Genomic DNA, 15,515 nt, shown 5'->3' with positions numbered 1-15,515 from the left:
CGCCATGCTGCAAGCTATCGAGGTATCCAAGACTTTCGGCGACACCCAGGTGCTGCGCGGGGTGTCCGTGGACATAGAGGACGGCGAGTTTGCCTGCGTGGTGGGCCGTTCGGGCTCGGGCAAGTCCACCCTGCTGAATGTGCTCTCCACGCTGCTCCGTCCCGACCAGGGCCGGGTGGTCTACCGGGGGCGCGAGGTCTCGACCCTGAGCGAGGGCCAGATCAACGGACTCCGCCACCAGGACTTCTCCATCATCTTCCAGCTGCACCACCTGCTGCCCTACCTGACGGCGGTGGAGAATGTGATGCTGCCCTACATGAACAGCTTAAGGCCCGTGAGCGAGGAGATAAGGCAAAAGGCCCGCACCTGCCTGGAGCGCGTGGGGCTCAAGGGCAAGGAGGATCGCCTGCCGGGCAAGCTCTCGGGCGGCGAGCAGCAGCGCGTGGCCATCGCGCGGGCCCTGGTGAAGAGCCCGGGCGTCATGTTCGCGGACGAGCCCACGGGCAGCCTGGACAAGAAAAACGGCGACGGCATCATCGAGCTCCTGCGCGATCTGAACAAGGAAGGGGTGACCCTGGTGATGGTCACCCACGACCTGGGCTACGCCAAGCTGGCTGGCCGGGTGGTGGCCATGGAGGACGGCAGGATAGTGGACGGGATGGCGAACTGCTGATCCCCGCGCACGTTGGAGAGTCCTCCAAGCAGGCCGCATCTGCGAGCTTGCCGCTGCAACGAATGTACATAGCCGGGCGGATGTGAACCATCCGCCCGGCCTTTCGTTTCGGGACAGGAAGCGCCCGTCCTTCAGGAACGTGCGGAAACAACAAAAGCCGGACCGGGTTTCCCCGGTCCGGCGTCATCGACTGAAATAAAAAACGAAAAAGCCTACTCGGCCTTTTCACGCACGACGGGCTTCACCACCGTGCCGGAGCGCAGGCAACGGGTGCACACGGTCATGGTGCACACTTCGCCGGAGGCCTTCTGGGCACGCACCTGGCGCAGGTTGGGCACGAAGCGGCGCTTGGACTTGTTGTTGGCGTGGGAAACATTGTTGCCGCTCTGGGGCTTTTTGCCGCACTTTTCACAAACCTTGGCCATATCAAACCTCCAACGGGGAAAACCCCAGGAATATGAAATACTCGTCGAAAGGGAAGCGATGCTTACACGCACTTTTTCGCCCTGGCAAGCTTTTTGTTGACAGAACCCCAAGGCGCGATTACTCACCCTTGTTTCCCGGAGGGAGAACCATGGCCGAGCGTTGGCTGGACATAACCGACATACCGGCTGAAGGCCGCGAGTTCGACTTCGACGACCAGGAGCTCTGGGTCGAGGGCCTGCGCGAGTTCAACATGGACTTCGCGCCCGCGTCGCCGCTTACGGCCACGCTCAAGGTGACCCCCGAACCGCGCGGGGCTCTTGTGCGCGGCAGGCTCACCGGAGCGGTTTCCGCCCCGTGCGACCGCTGCACCCGCGAGGTGCGGGTGGACGTGGACCAGAGCTTCGACCTCTTCGAGGAAGAGCCGATTCCCGGCGAAGAGTCCCTGGAGCCCACCCTGCTCAGAAGGCGGGGGCGCGTCCTGGAGCTTGACGTCGGCGGCTTGCTCTGGGAAGAGTTCGTGTTGGCCCTGCCGGTGAAGCCGTTGTGCTCGGAGGACTGCAAAGGTCTGTGCCCGTCCTGCGGGCAGGACCTCAACGCGGGGCCGTGCAAGTGCGGCGGCGCCGAGCTGGACCCGCGCATGGCCGCCCTGCGCGGCCTGACCATTGTCAAGAAAGACTAATTATATAGAGGTATACGGAAATGGCCGTCCCCAAGAAGAAAGTCTCCAAGTCCCGCAAGGGCATGCGCCGCTCCCACGACGCCCTGACCGCCGTCAACGTCATCCTGTGCTCCTGCGGCGAGCCCGCCCTGCCTCACAGGGTCTGCCCCAGCTGCGGCACCTACAAGGGCCGTCAGGTGCTCAAGCGGGATGAACCCCAGTCCTAACCGGCCCCGTATCGCCGTGGACGCCATGGGTGGGGACTTCGGCCCCCACGTTGTCGTCCCCGGCGCCGTGCAAGCCGCCAAGCGCAAGCAGTTCGACCTGCTTCTGGTCGGTGACGAGCCCAGGATCGCTGCCGAGCTTTCCAAGCTCGACACGCGAGGCATCGTCGTGCGCGTCGTGCACGCCACCCAGGTGGCGGAGATGCACGACAAGCCGTCCGAGGCCTTGCGCAGGAAGAAGGACTCGTCCATCCAGGTGGCCTGCAACCTGGTCCGGGAGGGCCAGGCCGACGGACTCATCAGCGCCGGGAACACCGGCGTGGTGCTGGCGTGCAGCCTCTTCACCCTGGGGCGCATCGAGGGCGTGGATCGGCCTGCCCTGGCCACCATCCTGCCCACGGAGCGCGCCCCCCTTGTGCTGGTGGACGCCGGAGCCAACGTGGACTGCAAGGCCCTGAACCTCCTGCAGTTCGGCATCATGGCCGATGTCATGGCCAGGCTCCTGCTGCACCGCCCGCACCCCGAGGTGGCCATCCTCTCCAACGGTGAGGAGGAGGGCAAGGGCAACCAGTTGGTCAAGGAAGCCTTCGAGCTGTTCAAGAACTCCTCGCTGGACTTCGTCGGAAACATCGAGGGACGCGACCTCTTCACCGGCGAGGTGGACGTGGTGGTGTGCGACGGGTTCGTGGGCAACGTGGTCATCAAGCAGGCCGAAGGACTGGCGTCTTCGTTGGGCAGGCTCCTCAAGGGAGAGCTCAGGCGCGGTTTCTTCGCCAAGATCGGCACCACCCTTGCCCTGTCGGCCCTCAAGCGCTTCTCCAGGCTCATGGACTACGCCGAATACGGCGGCGCGCCGCTTCTGGGGCTCAACGGCACGGTCATCGTCAGCCACGGAGCCTCCAACCAGAAGGCCATCGCCAACGCCGTGGACATGGCCGGCACGCTCATCAGCATGGACGCTGCCGCCCAGCTCAAGTCCGGCCTCGCCGCCAACAAGGACTTCGCCCACTTCGTCAAACGCCCGGCCCACGCCGAATAAAAGACTCACACAATGCACGGACTCTTCACTATCGAAGGTTTTGGCCGTCATGTCCCCGATCGTGTGCTCACCAACGCCGAGTTGGAAACCATGGTCGACACCAGCGACGACTGGATAACCTCCCGCACCGGAATCAAGGAGCGGCGCATCGTCGCTCCCGGAGAGACCTCCAGCGACCTGGCCGCCAAGGCCGCCTCCAACGCCCTGTTAAGCGCCGGGCGCGAAGCGGCGGACCTGAGCCACATCTTCTACGCCACCTTCACCCCGGACGCGTTCTGCCCGCCCGCCTCCTGCATCCTTCAGGAGAAGCTCGGCATCCGGGGACGCGCCTGCGTGGACATGAACGCGGCCTGCTCCGGTTTCCTCTACGCCATCGAGGCAGCCCGGGGGACTCTGGCGCTGCGCCCCGGCTCCACCGTGCTGGTCACGGCCGCCGAAGTCACCACCAGCCGCACCAACTGGGCCGACCGGGCCACCTGCGTGCTTTTCGGCGACGGCGCGGGCGCCATCGTGGTCTCCGACCGCGAGCCCAAGCCCGGACAGGCGGTCATCGAGGACGTGGTGCTCAAGGCCGACGGTTCCCTGTGGCCCCTGCTCACGGTGAAGGGCGGCGGCTCGGGCTGGCCGATGAAGCTCGGCGACACCATCAAGGACGAATTCTTCATCGAGATGAACGGCCCCGAGGTCTACAAGAACGCCGTGCGCTCCATGGGCTCCGTGTGCGAGGAGATCGTGGAGAAGAACGGGCTGGTCATGGACGACATCGACCTGTTCATCCCCCACCAGGCCAACCTGCGCATCATCGAGGCTGTGGGCAAGCGGCTCAAGTTCTCGGGCAACCGGGTCATGGTCACGGTGGACCGCTACGGCAACACCTCGGCCGCGTCCGTGGCCATCGCCCTGGCCGACGCCGTGGCCGAAGGCCGGGTCAAGCCCGGCGCGCGGGTGCTGCTGACCGTGTTCGGCGGCGGATTCACCTGGGGCGCCGCGCTTCTCAAATTCGTCTAGAAAATGACGTTTGAGTTTGCTAAACAATTGAGTTAGGCACCCTCAATTCATACCGGAACCAGCATGAAAAACCCTCCCCGCCTCACCGCTCTCGTCACCGGAGGCTCGCGCGGCATCGGCGCGGCCGTGGCCAAACGTCTGGCCAAGAACGGCTATTCCGTCATCTTCACCTACGTCTCCAAGCCCGACGAGGCCAAGGCTGTGGCCGCCCACATCATGGCCGAGGGCGGCGAAGCCCAGGCCATGGCCCTGGACGTCTCCGACCGGGGCGCGGTGGCCTCCTTCTTCAAGGAGCACATCGAGGGCAAGGTGGAACTTGAGGTGCTGGTGAACAACGCCGGCATCACCAAGGACGGCCTGTTGGTGCGCATGAAGGACGAGGACTGGGACCGGGTCATCGGCGTGAACCTCACCGGAGCCTTCACCTGCCTGCGCGAAGCCGCCAAGATCATGATGAAGCGCCGCGCCGGGCGCATCGTGAACATCGTTTCCGTGGTGGGCCAGTCGGGCAACGCCGGGCAGGCCAACTACGTGGCCGCCAAGGCCGGGCTCATCGGGCTCACCAAGACCGCCGCCCTGGAGCTGGCTCCGCGCGGCATCACGGTCAACGCCGTGGCTCCCGGCTTCATCGAGAGCGACATGACCGCAGTGCTTCCCGACGCGGTCAAGGCCGCCTTCCTGGAGCAGATTCCGCTGAAAAAAATGGGCACTCCCGAGGATGTCGCCTCGGCTGTTGCCTATCTCGCCTCGCCGGAGGCCGCCTACGTCACCGGCCAGGTGCTGGCCGTCAACGGCGGCCTTTACCGCTAACGAAAACAACCACCCGCTTATTCCAAGGAGAGCAACATGTCCGTCGCCGAAAAAGTCAAAGAGATCATCGTGGACCAGTTGGGAGTTTCCGCCGACGAGGTCAAGCCCGAAGCCAAGTTCGTGGACGACCTGGGCGCCGATTCCCTGGACCTCACCGAGCTGATCATGGCCATGGAAGAGGAATTCGGCGTCGAGATCGCCGACGAGGACGCCCAGAAGATCGTCAAGGTCCAGGACGCCATCGACTACGTCTCGTCCAAGCAGGCCTAACATAGCATTGGCGGCCGGACCCGTTTTCCGGCCGCCCTATTTTCCCTCAAGGTGCCAATGCCCATGAAGCTCAATCGTGTCGTCGTCACCGGCATGGGTGCGATCACGCCTATCGGCAACGATCTCGCCACCAGCTGGCAGAACCTCCTGGACGGCGTGTCCGGCGCGGGTCCCATCACCCGTTTCGACGCCTCCGGGTTCGATACGACCTTCGCTTGCGAGGTCAAGGGGTTCGATCCGTCCAAGTACATTCCGGTCAAACAGGCCCGGCGCATGGACCTGTTCACCCAGTACGCCGTTGTGGCGTCCATGATGGCCGTGGAAGACTCGGGGCTCGAAATCACCCCCGAACTGGCCCCCTTCGTGGGCACGCTCATCGGCTGCGGCCTGGGCGGCCTGCACACCATCGAGGAGCAGCACAAGAAGCTCCTGGCCGGTGGACCGGGCAGGGTGTCGCCCTTCTTCATCCCGGTGCTCATCGCCAACATGGCCGCGGGGCAGTCCGCCATCTTCACCGGCGCGAAAGGGCCCAACGTCTGCACCACCACGGCCTGCGCCTCGGGCGCGCACGGGGTGGGCTACGCCTATACCGACATCATGCTCGGCCGGGCCAAGGCCATGATCTGCGGCGGCGTGGAATCCACCATCGCCGCCCTGGGCCTCTCCGGTTTCAACGCCCTCAAGGCCCTCTCCACCCGCAACGACGAGCCCACCAAGGCCTCGCGGCCCTTCGAAAAGGACCGCACCGGCTTCGTCATGGGCGAGGGCGCGGGCATCCTCATGCTCGAGGAACTCGAATTCGCCAAGGCCCGCGGAGCCAGGATACTGGCCGAAGTGGCGGGCATGGGCGCATCCGGCGACGCCTACCACATGACCGCCCCCCCGGAATCCGGCGAAGGCGCGGCCCTGGCCATGGCGGCCGCCCTGCGCGAGGCGGGCATGAAGCCCGAGGACATCGACTGTGTCAATGCGCACGGCACGTCCACGCAGCTGAACGACCAGTGCGAGACCCAGGCCCTCAAGACCGTGTTCGGCGACCACGCCTACAAGCTGTCGGTCACGTCCAACAAGTCCATGATCGGCCACTGCCTCGGCGCGGCCGGAGCCATTGAAAGCGTCTTCTCCGTGAAATCCATCATGGAGGACGTGGTGCCCCCCACCATCAACTACGAGACCCCCGATCCCCTGTGCGATCTGGACTACACGCCCAATGCGCCCAAGAAGCGCACCGTGCGCACGGTCCTGAACGACTCCTTCGGGTTCGGCGGCACCAATGCGTGCTTGATTTTCAAGAAATACGAGTAGGCGCGCTCGTGTTGACCAATTCTCGGCAGGAATGCGTGACTGACGATGCCGAGAAGGTAGCCAACCGCTTCCTGATCTTTGTCATGCTCATGGGCGGGGTTTTGAGGTTCTTGAACCTCGAAGCCCCGCCTTTGCGTTGGGACGAACTAGTCGTGCCCCTCACGGCACGCTATCCGGTGGAATACATTCTCGACTGGTGCAGGCGCTGCGAGGTTCACCCACCAGGATTCCATCTGCTCGTTAAGGCGTTCATGGCGGGCGGCGACTCGGATCTCATCCTGCGCCTTCCAGCCTTCGGCGCGGGAGTGCTGCTCATCTGGCTCAGCTTTAAGCTGCTCAAGGAGACCCTTTCTTCCCGTGCGGCCATCGTGGGTTCGGTCCTGGTAGCCACCGACCCTTTCCTCATCCTCTTTTCCCGGCAGGTGCGGCCATACACCATATGGTTGTGCCTTGTCGCGCTCTCGTGCCTGTTGTTCTGCCGGCTGGCGCGAGAGTCCACGCGAAACGACTGGCTCAAGCTGGTCGCAGTCAATTTTCTTGCCTACTCTACCCACTTCATAAGCGTCATCGTTTTCCCGGCGCAGGTGGTGGCCTATTACCTGCTCGACGGCAAACGTCTCAGCTCACGCAAGACCTGGTTCTTCCTCCTGTCCGTGACGCTTCCCTTTCTGGCGGTCACCCCGTTCCTGCTGGGAATGATGCGCCGCGAGCCGGTTTCCGGATCGATCTCCTATCTGGAGGTCGCCGCCAATACCTGGTCCGCCCTCAACCGGGCCTTTTTTCCGTTCCATGATTCCACGTTCATCCGCCTTGGAATCGCGGCCCTGGCCCTGCTCGGCCTTTTCAGGATTCTGCGGACGAACAGGCCACTCTTCTACTACATCGCCTCCTCTTCGCTGTTCCCCGTGGCCGTCATCATCGCCTTGCGCTACGGGTCCTACTACAATCCCTGGCATCTGATATTCATCCCATACTTCTGCATACTCTGTCTGTCCTCACTGCTGAACGACGTAAGGATGTGGATTACCTGCTTTGTGGCCCTCCTGATTGGCTCGGCCAACGTGTTCACCCTGACCCAGCCCCTTGCCTCAAAGATATTCAGTAACGACTACATCTACGAGGGCAACTTCTGCAAAGTCGACTCGAACATGAAGAGCCTGGTGTCATATTTTCCGAAATTCCTCACACCGGGAACATTCGTCCGATCCCAATTCGACACGGAATACTACTCTACCAGCTGGTATATCGACCAGATCTGTCCCTACCAGAATTTCACGAGCAATTCCCTCGCTCCCGACAGGACGGGCACGACCATCACCACGATAGCTTCCCGTCCCGATATTGAGGATGGTACCGTCGTGGCGGAACTGCCCCCCTTCCGGCTGGTGCAGAAGACCATCCCGCGTCTCACCCCGCAAACGTTACGCCTGCGGGAGACCGCGACCGTCACCAACCAGCCCGACTCGTTTTTCGCCAACGTCCACGAGTTGCGCGACATCACCGTCTTCTCCGACCGGGGATACTCCGTCTACCCTTCCCGCAACGGCGACACCGGCTTTTTTTCCTTCGTGTTCAAAAATGATTCGCTCCCGGCCACCTGCGCTCTCGAGATCCACCCCCGGTTCCGCAACAGCCTGCGCGGCGGGACATTCTCCATCGAGGCGCAGTTCGACGATGATCAACCCGTGCCCGTCCTGGCCAACAAGGGCTTGGAGCTGCCCCCAAAGGCGGATTTCGTCCTGCTCGAACCCAAATTGTACCTGAGGCGCTACACCCCGTTTTCCACACTGACCGTGCGGTTCAGGTTCCATGTGCCGCTCACCACCCCCGGCTATCCCGGGGGGAACCTCTCCCTGATGTCCTTCTTCCAGCTGTCGGTGACGCCGCTTGGCCTGGGGTTGGATTTCTTCGCCCCGGACAACCTCGACCGGGAACTCTCCGTGACGGGGCTCAGGGATCTCGAATCCGACGGCCCCAAGCGCTGGCGGTGGGCCACCGGACCGGAAACCTCCGTCACATTCTCCGCGCCTGCCGAGCGCGAAGCCCGCCTGCGCTTCGGCCTGCTGAACATCATGCCCGGCCAGCAGGTACGCATCGAGGTCAACGGGCAGGCCCTCAAGACCATCGGTCCAATAGCCCCAGGGAAATGGCTCACCCCGAACGCCGCAGACGAATTGCCTTTCACGGCCAAGGCGGGTAGGAACACCATCAAATTCATTTACAGGACCTGGAACTCGCCGGGCACGCCGGTCCTTGCGGACCCATCGCCGTACAGCGCAGCCTTCACCGAGCTGTCGGTCGAATAATACTCAAAGCATAGAGGAAGCCATGGACGAAATCTTCATCCGCGACCCGGAAATCGCCGCCGCCATTGCCAGCGAGATCGACCGCCAGATGAGCGGCCTGGAACTCATCGCCTCGGAGAACTTCGTGTCCTCCGCCGTGCGCCAGGCGCAGGGGTCGGTCATGACCCACAAGTACGCCGAGGGATACCCCCACAAGCGCTACTACGGCGGCTGCGAATTCGTGGACGTGGCCGAAGACCTCGCCCGCGACCGCGTGAAGAAAATCTTCGGGTGCGACTACGCCAACGTGCAGCCCCACTCCGGCTCGCAGGCCAACATGGGCGTGTACTTCTCCGTGCTCAAGCCCGGCGACACCATCCTGGGAATGGACCTCTCCCACGGCGGCCATCTCACCCACGGCAGCCCCGTGAACTTCTCCGGCCGCTTCTTCAACGTCGTCTTCTACGGCGTGAAGAAGGAGACCGGCACCATCGACTACGACGCCCTGGAAAAGCTCGCCCGCGAGCACAAGCCCAAGATGATCGTGGCCGGGGCCAGCGCCTATCCGCGCATCATCGATTTCGACCGCTTCCGGGCCGTGGCCGACGAGGTCGGAGCCATGCTTATGGTGGACATGGCCCACATCGCTGGCTTGGTGGCCACCGGCCAGCACCCCTCGCCCATCGGCAAGGCCCACTTCACCACCTCCACCACCCACAAGACCCTGCGTGGACCACGCGGAGGGCTCATCCTAGCGGGCGAGGAAGAAGCCAAGAAAATCGACTCCCAGATCTTCCCCGGCATCCAGGGCGGACCGCTCATGCACGTCATCGCGGCCAAGGCCGTGGCCTTCCTGGAGGCCCTGCGCCCCGAGTTCGCCCTCTACCAAGCCCAGGTGGTCAAGAACGCCAAGGTCATGGCCTCGGGCCTCACCTCCCTGGGCTACGACCTGGTGTCCGGCGGCACGGACAACCACCTGATGCTCGTGGACCTGAACAACAAGAACGTGACCGGCAAGGAGGCCCAGATCGCCCTGGACGCCGCCGGCATCACCGCCAACAAGAACACCGTGCCCTTCGAGACCCGCTCCCCCTTCGTCACCTCGGGCATCCGCCTGGGCACGCCCGCGCTCACCACGCGTGGCATGAAGGAGGCCGAGATGGAGAAGGTGGTGGCCTGGATCGACGCCGCTATCACCGCCAAGGACAACGAAAGCGCGCTTTCGGCCATCAAGGCCGAGGTGAAGGAATTCGCCCGCCAGTTCCCGCTGTTCGCCTGGTAGAAACGCACTAGAAACGTTTCTAGGGCCGCCGGGCGAAAGTCCGGCGGCCTTTCTTGTTTCTTGACAAAGAGCGCTACGCCCAGCAATTTCCGTGAAAATATGGAGAGCATACCGATCATGGACCAACGTCTCCCCTGGCCCGAATACTTCATGCGTATCGCCTTCCTGGTGGCCGAGCGCTCCACCTGCCTGCGCCGCAAGGTCGGGGCCATCGCGGTGAAGGAAAAGCGCATCCTGGCCACCGGCTACAATGGCGCCCCCGCGGGTACCGCGCACTGCCTGGACATCGGCTGCCTGCGCGAGAAGCTCGGCATCCCCTCCGGACAGCGCCACGAGCTCTGCCGGGGCCTCCACGCCGAGCAGAACGTCATCATCCAGGCCGCCACCCACGGCGTCTCCATCGCCGGAGCCGACCTCTACTGCACCACCCAGCCCTGCATCATCTGCACGAAGATGCTCATCAACTGCGGCATCAAGAATATCCACTACGCCGAAGGATACCCGGACGACCTCTCCCGGGACATGCTCACCGAAGCAGGAGTGAACTTTGATACTCTGTCACGCCCCGACAACTCCTGACGAAGCCCACATGGCCCGCGCCCTGGACCTTGCCCGCCGGGGCAAGGGAGCAACCGCGCCCAACCCCTGCGTGGGGGCCGTCCTGGTGCGGGATGGACAGGTGGTGGCCGAGGGCTGGCACCAGCGCTGCGGCGAGGCCCACGCCGAGGTCAACTGCCTGGCCGACGCCGCGTCCAAAAGCGTGGACACATCCTCCTGCACCCTTTACGTCACCCTGGAGCCCTGCAACCACCACGGCAAGACCCCTCCCTGCACCCTGGCGGTTCTCGCGGCTGGCATCAAGAAGGTCGTGGTGGGCTGCGCCGACCCCAACCCGCGCGTTGAAGGCGGCGGCGCAACGTTCCTGCGCTCCAAGGGCGTGGACGTGACCGTGGGCGTGCTCGAGCGGGAATGTCTGGACATGATCGCCGATTTCCGTGTCTGGCAATTCACGCCGCGCACCTACAACATCCTCAAGATGGCGGCCACTCTGGACGGGCGCATCGCCTCGCGCACAGGCCACGCCGCATGGGTGAGCGGCCCTGAGTCTCGCGCCGCCGTGCACGAACTGCGCGCCCGCGTGGACGCGGTCATCGTCGGCGGAGCCACCCTGCGCCAGGACAACCCCCAGCTCACAGTCAGGCTCGAAGGCGGTTACGGTGGCAAGCAGCCCCTGGCCGTGGTGGTCACATCGCTTCTGCCCGAACCGTCGGCCCCCCTGGCGCTTCTGGCCCGTCGGCCCGACCAGACGATTTTCTGGACCGACGCCCTCAACTCCGCGTCGGTACGGGCCGAAGCGCTACGGGATCTTGGCGTGCGGGTGTGGGAGCTACCCGCCAGCGGCGAAAGCCTGGACCTTGCGGCCGGATTCGCCAAGCTGCGTAGCGAGGCCGGATGTTTCACCACCCTGTGCGAGGGCGGCGGCAGGCTGGCCCTTTCCCTGGTCAAACAGGGCGTCATGGACGAGTTTCTGTACTTCCTGGCCCCGAAAGTCATCGGCGACGCCATGGCCGTGCCGGTCTTTTCCGGCGACTGCGTGGAGTCCATGGAGCAAGCCGTCCGCCTGCGCCTGGCAGGAGTCAGGCCCAGCGGGCAGGACCTGCTGCTGACCTACATGCCCAAGGATGATCCTCACGGACCCGCGTGACTTCCGACATGAGGCCGCGCCTCGCGGACGGCCGGGCCTGATTTGCGCGCAACATCTACGCCGAGGAGTTTTCGTGAAAAAGCTCGCCCTGGTTCTGGCCGTTCTCGCTGTCGCGTACTGCGCCGCCTCATATTTCGTCGGCCGCCAAGCCGAAGCGGTCTTGAACACTCGCCTGGAACAGATGAAAGCCGACGCCCCTGGCGTAAATTGTAAGCTGAAAGATAAACGGCAGGGAATCTTCACCAGCAGATACACCTACACCGTCGCCTTCGATGTGCCGGGCGAACCGGGCAGGACCGCTTCCGGAAAGCCTATCACCCTGGACGCGATTCTGGACGTGTCCCACGGCCCGGTGGCCTTCGCCGGCGGACCTGCGGCATGCTTGGCCATCACCGACACCACCTTCGCCGCAAACCAGGACACACCCCAAATCCCCCGGGACTTCCTGGCGAAGCTCCCCGAGCTGGCCCAGACGACACTCCGCACCCGCATCGCTTTCGACGGAAGCGGCGTCACCTCCATAGCCGTCCCCCCGGCGAGCCGGACCGTTCAGCTGGACAACGGGACATCCCTGCAGGTTGAGTGGCAGCCCCTTGAAGCCTCCGTCACCTTCAACGCCGACGTCTCCGAGAGCGAGATGACGGGGCGCTGCCCCCTGATCCGGCTGGGCGACGGCAAGGCCTCCGCGACTTTCGCCGGATTCTCCTTCACCTCCAAGGCCAGAAGAATCACGGGAAAAATCTGGGGCGGTTCCTACCGCGTCGCTCTCGAATCCTTCGATATCCAGCCCGCCGCACCCGATACCCCTGTCCACCTGGACAAATTGTATGCGAACCTCGATCTCAAACCCAGAGGCGGCCTACTCGACTACGCAGCGGAATTCGGCGGGATCGGACTCGACCAGGCGGGGACGGTTATCCCGGCAACGGTGTCCCTGGCCGTCGCCAATCTGGACGTCCCCGCCCTGGATGAACTCCAGAGCATCCTCCAGAAGCAAGCAACACCCGGAGCCCTCCCGCAGGGCTCGCCGCAGGAGGACCTGCTGCGCGTGGGCAACTCCCTCCTGGCCCGGTCGCCCCGGCTCGACTTCTCCCTCAAGGCGTTGGAAGGGGATCTGGGGCCGGTCACTCTTCAGGCCACCGTCAACACCGAGAATATGAAGCAGGTGCCCGCCAACGCCGCGCTGATCCCGTCCATGCTGCGCGCCACGGCCAAGCTCGACGGCCCAGCAAAAGGAGTGCTGGAGCTGGCCTGCCTGCTGGCCCAAAACAAGACCAAGCGCCCGTCGTCCGATCCGGCACTCAGGCAGGAGATGGCCGTCCAGCTCGACCAGTTGGTTCTGCAAGGCATCCTCGTGCCTTCCGGAGACCGGCTGGCTTCGGTCGCCGTCTGGGACGGCGTGGGCCTCGCGGTCAACGGCAAGCGTCTGCAGTGACGCCCCGGGCCTTCTGCCCCAGCGAATGAAGCCGCCCCGGCCCGGGAACCGCGGGCCGGGGCGTTATTTCTTTTCGGCCGCACGCCCCTGCCGGGAGCTTTTGCCCGCCGCCCGGATTCCCCACACCACTCCGGCGAAGATCAGGGACATCCCCAGGATTTCCCGGCCCCCCGGAAACGCCCGCTGCAGCACGTAGGCGTAGATGATCCCGGACAAGGGCCAGAACACGATGCACTGCCCGGCCAAGGTTGGCGGCAGAAGCGCGTTGGCCTTGTTCCACAGCACCCCGCCCAGCCAGGACACGGCCAGCCCAAGAATCAGGCAGCATAGCCCGTATTGCACCGCGCCGGTGGGCGTGCCTTCCCAGGGGAAGCCGTTGCCCACGGCCAAGCGCGCACCCAGGGCCGCCAGGGCGAACACCAGGAGCGCGCACCCCGTGGCATTGGCCCAGGTGAGCGGCGTCAATTCCGGGTTGCGGATGAGGAATTCGATGTTGGCCACAAGATAGTAGGTCAGCATCGCCAACGCCGCAACGCTTGCGGCCATGCATACGACCAGGTTGCCCCCGCCCAGCCCCTGCGAGTGCCGCGCCAGGTTCACCAGGACCAGACCGGCGCCAATGCACGCCAGCGGCCCCGCCAGGCTTAAAAAAGACGTCTCGCGGGTGCGTAGGTTGCTCGCCACGGCCACGCTCACCGGGGTGAGCCCCATGACCAGTGTGGGCAACGCCGCGCCGCCGGCCTCGATGGCCATCACCATGGCCGTGTAGCAGCCGTAATATCCTGTGGCGGCAAACACGAAGGCCTTGGCCCACTGTCTGCCGGTGAGGCCCCTGCCGGACGCCCTTGCGCGCAGGATGAACGCCGCGCCTATGGTCCCGAAGACGAGGTAGCGTCCCAGGGAAACGTCCCAGGCCGAAATCCCGGTCATGAAAAGGGGCACCACGAACGAAAGCCCCCAGAGGGAGGCCCCCCCGAACGCGCACGCAAGCCCCGCCGCGCCCACCGCCCCATGGCGCGCCGCTGTCTGTCCCATGTGTTTTACATCTGCCCTTTTACGTCGGAATACGCCCAGCCGCCTGGCCGGTAATCAGATGAATCCGCCATTGGCCGCAAGCACATGCCCATTGATCCAACCGCCATCGGGCCCCAACAGGAAGGACACGGCCCCTGCGATGTCCTCGGGTGTGCCCAGGCGCTCTAATGGCGACCGCTTGGCCAGGCGGTCGATCAGCTCTCCGGTCTTGCCCTCGAAGAAAAGCTCGGTGGCCGTAGGGCCGGGAGCCACCGCATTCACCGTTATTTGCCGCCCTCGCAGCTCCTGGGCCATCGTGCGGCTCAGCACCTCCACGGCGGCCTTGGACGCGGCATAAGGGCCATAGGCGGGCATGTTCATACCCACCACGCTGCTGGAGAAGGTCACGATGCGCCCTCCTTGCGCCAGATGCTTCGCGGCGTGGCGCAGGACGTTGAACGTCCCACGTATGTTCACGGCCGTGATGCGGTCGAAGTCGGCAGGGTCGCAGGCGGCCAGCGGCAGCATCTTCAGGATGCCCGCCGCGTTCACCACGGCGAATACGGCGCCGAACCGCGCCATAGCGGCCGTGAAAAGATGCTCTACGTCCGATTCCACGGCCACGTCGCCGCGCAGACACACTGCATGCCTGCCCAAGGTCTGGATTTCGGCCGCGGCCTCCTGGGCCAGGACCTCGTTGGCCGCGTAGTTCAGCACGATGTCGAAGCCGTCCCGGGCAAGGCGCAAAGCCACGGCACGGCCTATGCCCCGCGAGGCTCCGGTGACGATGACTGCTCTTGGTGACTGATCGCTCATGGCGCGCCTCCTTATGCTGCGGCTGAAGAATGCCGCCGGCTGTCAGGCTCTATCATGCGCCGAGTGCGCCGGTATGTCCAATATCCTGGCGGATTAAAGAGCGAGGCGAAGAGTTTGAAGACGCTTCCGGCGGCCAGAGAGGGCGCTGCCCTCTCTGGACTCTCCTGCCAAAGGAACTTCGTTCCTTTGGCATCCTTTTCCGCTTCGCGTTGAACGATGGGGGTGAGTGGAGCGGATGATCAGGCGTGGTTTCGAGCGAGGCCGCCCGAAAAGCGAAAGGCCCGCATTTTGGTGCGGGCCTTTCTTGAAGGAACCTGGCGGCGACCTACTTTCCCACTAGCGGTCCTAGCAGTATCATCGGCGATGGAGGGCTTAACTTCCGAGTTCGGAATGGGATCGGGTGTACCCCCTCCTCAAAGGCCACCAGGAAATTCCTGATGATATTAAGTAAATAAGGGAGGAACGCGTAAAGTACTTAATGCGAGTCAAGCCGAACGGGCTATTAGTACCGCTTAGCTGAGCGTATCACTACACTTGCACTTGCGGCCTATCAACCAGGTAGTCT

16 protein-coding genes and 2 rRNA genes are annotated in these 15,515 nt (G+C 64.2%); 13 read left to right on the top strand and 5 right to left on the bottom strand.

Annotated elements, in window-relative coordinates:
- Window positions 1-4 precede the first annotated feature (4 nt).
- Window positions 5-673: an ABC transporter ATP-binding protein gene (locus tag ML540_RS07255; RefSeq protein WP_243359683.1), complete on the top strand. Its 669-nt coding sequence runs from the start codon at window positions 5-7 to the stop codon at window positions 671-673.
- 212 nt (window positions 674-885) lie between these two features.
- Here the strand turns inward: ML540_RS07255 and rpmB are convergent, their stop codons facing one another.
- Window positions 886-1,098 (bottom strand): 50S ribosomal protein L28, encoded by a 213-nt coding sequence (rpmB, locus tag ML540_RS07250; protein WP_243359682.1) that lies wholly within the window; start codon window positions 1,096-1,098, stop codon window positions 886-888.
- A 149-nt stretch (window positions 1,099-1,247) separates the two neighbouring features.
- Between rpmB and ML540_RS07245 the strand changes: the two genes are divergently transcribed.
- From ML540_RS07245 to ML540_RS07190, 12 genes are all read left to right on the top strand, one after another.
- Window positions 1,248-1,778: a YceD family protein gene (locus ML540_RS07245; protein ID WP_243359681.1), complete on the top strand. Its 531-nt coding sequence runs from the start codon at window positions 1,248-1,250 to the stop codon at window positions 1,776-1,778.
- A gap of 20 nt (window positions 1,779-1,798) precedes the next feature.
- A complete protein-coding gene (gene rpmF, locus ML540_RS07240; protein WP_243359680.1) occupies window positions 1,799-1,984 on the top strand; it encodes a 50S ribosomal protein L32 in 186 nt (61 codons plus the stop codon).
- Entirely contained in the window at window positions 1,968-3,020 is a 1,053-nt protein-coding gene (gene plsX, locus ML540_RS07235) for a phosphate acyltransferase PlsX (RefSeq protein ID WP_243359679.1), read from the top strand. The genes rpmF and plsX overlap by 17 nt, the downstream gene beginning before the upstream one ends.
- Window positions 3,021-3,032: 12 nt before the next feature.
- On the top strand, window positions 3,033-4,028 hold the full coding sequence (locus tag ML540_RS07230) for a beta-ketoacyl-ACP synthase III (RefSeq protein WP_243359677.1): 996 nt from the start codon (window positions 3,033-3,035) through the stop codon (window positions 4,026-4,028).
- Between the two features lie 63 nt (window positions 4,029-4,091).
- Window positions 4,092-4,838, top strand: a complete 747-nt coding sequence (gene fabG / locus ML540_RS07225) for a 3-oxoacyl-[acyl-carrier-protein] reductase (protein ID WP_243359676.1) — start codon at window positions 4,092-4,094, stop codon at window positions 4,836-4,838.
- 36 nt (window positions 4,839-4,874) lie between these two features.
- Complete coding sequence (gene acpP, locus ML540_RS07220; protein WP_243359674.1) at window positions 4,875-5,108, top strand: acyl carrier protein; 234 nt, start codon at window positions 4,875-4,877, stop codon at window positions 5,106-5,108.
- Between the two features lie 63 nt (window positions 5,109-5,171).
- On the top strand, window positions 5,172-6,413 hold the full coding sequence (gene fabF, locus ML540_RS07215) for a beta-ketoacyl-ACP synthase II (RefSeq protein WP_243359673.1): 1,242 nt from the start codon (window positions 5,172-5,174) through the stop codon (window positions 6,411-6,413).
- 35 nt (window positions 6,414-6,448) lie between these two features.
- Window positions 6,449-8,719 (top strand): glycosyltransferase family 39 protein, encoded by a 2,271-nt coding sequence (locus ML540_RS07210; protein ID WP_243359672.1) that lies wholly within the window; start codon window positions 6,449-6,451, stop codon window positions 8,717-8,719.
- A 22-nt stretch (window positions 8,720-8,741) separates the two neighbouring features.
- Window positions 8,742-9,980: a serine hydroxymethyltransferase gene (glyA, locus tag ML540_RS07205; protein WP_243359671.1), complete on the top strand. Its 1,239-nt coding sequence runs from the start codon at window positions 8,742-8,744 to the stop codon at window positions 9,978-9,980.
- A gap of 117 nt (window positions 9,981-10,097) precedes the next feature.
- A complete protein-coding gene (locus tag ML540_RS07200) occupies window positions 10,098-10,559 on the top strand; it encodes a deoxycytidylate deaminase (RefSeq protein ID WP_243359670.1) in 462 nt (153 codons plus the stop codon).
- 10 nt (window positions 10,560-10,569) lie between these two features.
- Window positions 10,570-11,685, top strand: coding sequence for a bifunctional diaminohydroxyphosphoribosylaminopyrimidine deaminase/5-amino-6-(5-phosphoribosylamino)uracil reductase RibD (gene ribD, locus ML540_RS07195; protein ID WP_243359669.1), 1,116 nt, complete (start codon window positions 10,570-10,572; stop codon window positions 11,683-11,685).
- A gap of 73 nt (window positions 11,686-11,758) precedes the next feature.
- On the top strand, window positions 11,759-13,120 hold the full coding sequence (locus ML540_RS07190) for a DUF945 family protein (RefSeq protein ID WP_243359668.1): 1,362 nt from the start codon (window positions 11,759-11,761) through the stop codon (window positions 13,118-13,120).
- 63 nt (window positions 13,121-13,183) lie between these two features.
- Here ML540_RS07190 and ML540_RS07185 read toward each other — a convergent pair whose 3' ends face one another.
- The 4 genes from ML540_RS07185 to ML540_RS07170 form a co-directional block, all read right to left on the bottom strand.
- Complete coding sequence (locus tag ML540_RS07185) at window positions 13,184-14,155, bottom strand: DMT family transporter (protein ID WP_243359667.1); 972 nt, start codon at window positions 14,153-14,155, stop codon at window positions 13,184-13,186.
- Between the two features lie 54 nt (window positions 14,156-14,209).
- The gene (locus ML540_RS07180; RefSeq protein ID WP_243359665.1) at window positions 14,210-14,950 is read right to left on the bottom strand and encodes an SDR family oxidoreductase; all 741 of its coding nucleotides are present in this window, start codon (window positions 14,948-14,950) and stop codon (window positions 14,210-14,212) included.
- Between the two features lie 312 nt (window positions 14,951-15,262).
- Window positions 15,263-15,378 (bottom strand): 5S ribosomal RNA (rrf, locus tag ML540_RS07175).
- A 53-nt stretch (window positions 15,379-15,431) separates the two neighbouring features.
- Window positions 15,432-15,515, bottom strand: a 23S ribosomal RNA gene (locus ML540_RS07170); the annotation flags it as partial.

It is taken from the genome of Fundidesulfovibrio terrae (genome assembly GCF_022808915.1).
In the GTDB taxonomy this organism is placed as follows: Bacteria; Desulfobacterota; Desulfovibrionia; order Desulfovibrionales; family Desulfovibrionaceae; genus Fundidesulfovibrio; species Fundidesulfovibrio terrae.
The sequence above is the reverse complement of the archived record's forward strand: the minus strand, read 5'-3'. Positions and strand labels throughout refer to the sequence as shown.

Excerpts from the sequence above, each read along its gene's own strand:
- ribD (WP_243359669.1), top strand. The coding sequence starts at position 10,570 with ATGGCCCGCGCCCTGGACCTTGCCCGCCGGGGCAAGGGAGCAACCGCG.
- rpmF (WP_243359680.1), top strand. The coding sequence starts at position 1,799 with ATGGCCGTCCCCAAGAAGAAAGTCTCCAAGTCCCGCAAGGGCATGCGC.
- ML540_RS07245 (WP_243359681.1), top strand. The coding sequence starts at position 1,248 with ATGGCCGAGCGTTGGCTGGACATAACCGACATACCGGCTGAAGGCCGC.
- acpP (WP_243359674.1), top strand. The coding sequence starts at position 4,875 with ATGTCCGTCGCCGAAAAAGTCAAAGAGATCATCGTGGACCAGTTGGGA.
- ML540_RS07180 (WP_243359665.1), bottom strand. The coding sequence starts at position 14,950 with ATGAGCGATCAGTCACCAAGAGCAGTCATCGTCACCGGAGCCTCGCGG.
- glyA (WP_243359671.1), top strand. The coding sequence starts at position 8,742 with ATGGACGAAATCTTCATCCGCGACCCGGAAATCGCCGCCGCCATTGCC.
- plsX (WP_243359679.1), top strand. The coding sequence starts at position 1,968 with ATGAACCCCAGTCCTAACCGGCCCCGTATCGCCGTGGACGCCATGGGT.
- ML540_RS07230 (WP_243359677.1), top strand. The coding sequence starts at position 3,033 with ATGCACGGACTCTTCACTATCGAAGGTTTTGGCCGTCATGTCCCCGAT.
- fabG (WP_243359676.1), top strand. The coding sequence starts at position 4,092 with ATGAAAAACCCTCCCCGCCTCACCGCTCTCGTCACCGGAGGCTCGCGC.
- ML540_RS07200 (WP_243359670.1), top strand. The coding sequence starts at position 10,098 with ATGGACCAACGTCTCCCCTGGCCCGAATACTTCATGCGTATCGCCTTC.
- rpmB (WP_243359682.1), bottom strand. The coding sequence starts at position 1,098 with ATGGCCAAGGTTTGTGAAAAGTGCGGCAAAAAGCCCCAGAGCGGCAAC.
- ML540_RS07185 (WP_243359667.1), bottom strand. The coding sequence starts at position 14,155 with ATGGGACAGACAGCGGCGCGCCATGGGGCGGTGGGCGCGGCGGGGCTT.
- fabF (WP_243359673.1), top strand. The coding sequence starts at position 5,172 with ATGAAGCTCAATCGTGTCGTCGTCACCGGCATGGGTGCGATCACGCCT.
- ML540_RS07255 (WP_243359683.1), top strand. The coding sequence starts at position 5 with ATGCTGCAAGCTATCGAGGTATCCAAGACTTTCGGCGACACCCAGGTG.